The 3,512-nt window shown below is 61.3% G+C and carries 3 protein-coding genes and 1 pseudogene; 2 read left to right on the forward strand and 2 right to left on the reverse strand.

What is annotated here, in order from left to right; translation table 11 throughout:
* Together L9Z73_RS27480 and L9Z73_RS27485 are read left to right on the forward strand one after the other, a co-directional pair.
* A pseudogene (locus L9Z73_RS27480) lies at positions 1 to 499 on the forward strand (C4-dicarboxylate ABC transporter); the annotation flags it as partial.
* A gap of 58 nt (positions 500 to 557) precedes the next feature.
* Positions 558 to 2,432 carry an MFS transporter gene (locus L9Z73_RS27485; RefSeq protein ID WP_247407804.1) on the forward strand — a complete coding sequence of 625 codons (1,875 nt, stop codon included), beginning with the start codon at positions 558 to 560 and terminating at the stop codon, positions 2,430 to 2,432.
* A 117-nt stretch (positions 2,433 to 2,549) separates the two neighbouring features.
* Here L9Z73_RS27485 and sugE read toward each other — a convergent pair whose 3' ends face one another.
* A complete protein-coding gene (gene sugE / locus L9Z73_RS27490) occupies positions 2,550 to 2,864 on the reverse strand; it encodes a quaternary ammonium compound efflux SMR transporter SugE (RefSeq protein WP_017136389.1) in 315 nt (104 codons plus the stop codon).
* 106 nt (positions 2,865 to 2,970) lie between these two features.
* Positions 2,971 to 3,512: bile acid:sodium symporter family protein (locus L9Z73_RS27495; protein WP_247407806.1), on the reverse strand; the 542-nt coding region annotated here is incomplete at its 5' end.

A 3,512-nucleotide genomic window follows, 5' to 3' on the forward strand; every position in this document is an offset into this window, starting at 1 on the left:
CCTGATGCTGCGCATGGCCCTGCATAAGCTGCCCCACGCCAACATGGCCGCGTCGAGCTGGCTGGCGCTTGGCCCGATCGGCACCGGTGCCCTCGGTATGTTGCTGCTGGGCGGCGATGCGCCGGCGATCTTCGCCGCCAATGGCCTGCCCGCTGTCGGTGAAATCGCCAACGGCCTGGGCCTGATAGCCGGTATTACCCTGTGGGGCTTCGGTTTGTGGTGGATGCTGATCGCGGTGCTGATCACCCTGCGTTACCTGCGCGCCGGTATCCCGTTCAACCTGGGCTGGTGGGGCTTCACCTTTCCGCTGGGGGTCTATGCCCTGGCCACGTTGAAGCTGGCGAGCGTGTTGCACCTGGGGTTCTTCAGCGTATTTGGCGGTGTGCTGGTGCTGGCGTTGGCGCTGATGTGGCTGATCGTTGCCAAGCGCACCGTGCTGGGAGCCTATAAAGGTGAGCTTTTTGTTTCACCGTGCATTGCAGGATTAGGGAATAAGTAAGCGGGATTAGGTAAAGTCGTGGCCTGAAAAAAAACCAGGCCACGCAGGAACACGGACGATGAGCCACCCCTCACAATTCACCTTGCTGCGCACGCGGCGCTTTCTGCCGTTCTTCATTACCCAATTGCTGGGTGCCTTCAACGACAACATCTTCAAGCAATCGCTGATCCTGGCGATTCTCTACAAGTTGACCATCGACGGTGACCGCGCCATCTGGGTCAACCTGTGCGCCTTGTTGTTTATCCTGCCGTTCTTCCTGTTCTCGGCGCTGGCCGGGCAGTTTGGCGAGAAATTCAACAAGGACGCGTTGATCCGCGCGATCAAGGTCGGCGAGATCGTGATCATGGCCGTCGGCGCCACGGGTTTTCTGTTCAATCATCTGGAACTGATGCTGCTGGCGTTGTTTGCCATGGGCACCCACTCGGCGCTATTCGGCCCGGTGAAGTATTCGATCATGCCCCAGGCCCTGCGCGAGGAAGAGCTGGTGGGCGGCAACGGCCTGGTGGAAATGGGCACGTTCCTGGCGATCCTGGCCGGCACCATCGGCGCGGGGATCATGATGTCGTCCACCAACTACGCGCCCGTGGTGGCGGTGGCGATTGTCGGCGTGGCGGTGTTGGGCTACCTGGCCAGCCGCCGCATTCCGCGGGCCGCGGCGTCTACGCCACAACTGCAGCTGGACTGGAACATCTTCAGCCAGTCCTGGGCCACCCTGCGCCTGGGCCTGGGGCAGACCCCGGCGGTGTCGCGCTCGATCGTCGGCAACTCGTGGTTCTGGTTTGTCGGCGCGATCTACCTGACGCAGATCCCGGCCTACGCCAAGGAATGGTTGTACGGCGACGAAACGGTAGTGACCCTGATCCTCACAGTGTTCTCGGTGGGTATCGCGCTGGGTTCGATGCTCTGCGAAAAACTCTCCGGGCGTAAGGTGGAAATCGGTCTGGTGCCGTTTGGCTCTTTCGGCCTGACGGTGTTCGGCCTGCTGCTGTGGTGGCATTCCGGCGGCATGCCGCAGAACGTGCAGGCCAACGATTGGCTGGCGGTGCTCGGTTACGGCCAGGCCTGGTGGGTGTTGTTCGATATTCTGGGCCTGGGGGTGTTCGGCGGCTTCTATATCGTGCCGTTGTACGCGCTGATTCAGTCGCGCACCGCCGAGAACGAACGGGCGCGGGTGATCGCGGCCAACAATATTCTCAATGCGTTGTTCATGGTGGTCTCGGCGATTGTGTCGATCCTGCTGTTGAGCGTGGCCAAACTGTCGATCCCCGAGCTGTTCCTGGTGGTGTCGCTGCTCAACGTCGCGGTCAACACCTACATCTTCAAGATCGTCCCCGAGTTCACCATGCGCTTCATGATCTGGCTGCTCAGCCATTCCATGTACCGCGTCGAGCATCGCAACCTGGAGCTGATCCCGGACGAGGGCGCGGCCTTGCTGGTGTGCAACCACGTATCGTTCGTCGATGCGCTGTTGATTGGTGGCGCGGTGCGTCGGCCGATTCGCTTTGTCATGTACTACAAGATCTACCGCTTGCCGGTGCTCAACTTTATCTTTCGCACCGCCGGGACGATTCCGATTGCCGGGCGCAATGAAGACATCCAGATCTACGAAAAAGCCTTCACACGGATTGCGCAGTACCTGAAGGACGGTGAGTTGGTGTGCATCTTCCCGGAAGGCAAGTTGACCGCCGATGGTGAGATGAACGAATTCCGTGGCGGCGTGACGCGCATCCTTGAGGAGACGCCGGTGCCGGTGATTCCGTTGGCGTTGCAGGGGTTGTGGGGGAGTTTTTTCAGCCGCGATCCTAACAAGGGCGTCTTTCATCGGATCTGGTCGCGGGTGGTGTTGGTGGCAGGTGAGCCTGTTGCGGTAGAGGCGGCGACACCTGCGCAGTTGCAGGCGGTGGTCGGTGTTCTGCGTGGGGATGTCAGGTAGTTCTGTGCTGGAGGTACTGGCCTCATCGGGGGCAAGCCCCCTCCCACATTTGACCGAGTTGTTCTGACTAGCGCGGTCTAGTGTGGGAGGGGGCTTGCCCCCGATGACGGTAGCGGCCTAAGCGCTGATCTTAAGCCCCACAAGCCCGCAAATGATCAACGCCACACTGGCCAGCCGGAACAACGCCATGGATTCCCCAAACAGGATAATCCCGGCGATCACCGTGCCCACTGCACCCACGCCGGTCCAGATGGCGTAGGCGGTGCCCAGCGGCAATTCCTTCATGGCCAGCCCCAGCAGGCCGAGGCTGATGGCCATGGCGGCAATCGTCAGGGCGGTGGGCAGTGGCTTGCTGAAACCGTCGGTGTACTTCAAACCGACGGCCCAGCCGACTTCAAACAGCCCGGCGAAAAACAGAATGATCCAGGACATGATGACCTTCCTCTATAAAAGCGGGGTCGTCCCCTGATGTGTACGCGATAGCGTCGCGGGGTCGTCCCCGCAGCGCTCGGTAGAGTGCCGAAGATTGATCGGTCGATCAAGTTTTCGCGGTGTTCTCCAGTGCGCGGCGGTCTTCCTTTTCGCTCATGCGGCGGAAGTAAGTCGACAGCAGTGCTCCGGAAATATTGTGCCAAACGCTGAACAGCGCACTCGGCACCGCAGCCAGCGGTGAAAAATGCGCGCTGGCCAAGGCAGCGCCGAGCCCGGAGTTCTGCATGCCCACTTCCAACGCCAGCGACTTGCGTTGCGCCAGCGGCAGCTTGAACAGGCGGCCGGTGAAGTAGCCCAGCACGTAACCGAAGCTGTTGTGCAACATCACCACGGCCATGATCAGCAGGCCCGACTCGGCGATCTTCGCCTGGCTGGCGGCCACCACGGCGGCGACGATGATCACGATGCTCACCACCGACACCAGCGGCAGCACCTCCACCGCATGGCGGACCCGCTCGCCGAGCACGCGTTGTGCGACGACGCCGAGCACGATCGGCAGCAGCACCACTTGCAGGATCGACCAGAACAACTCCATGAACGACACCGGCAGCCAGGCCGAAGCCAACAGCCAGATCAGCGCCGGGGTCA

This window comes from Pseudomonas emilianonis (genome assembly GCF_023072625.1).
GTDB classification, from domain to species: Bacteria; Pseudomonadota; Gammaproteobacteria; order Pseudomonadales; family Pseudomonadaceae; genus Aquipseudomonas; species Aquipseudomonas paraveronii.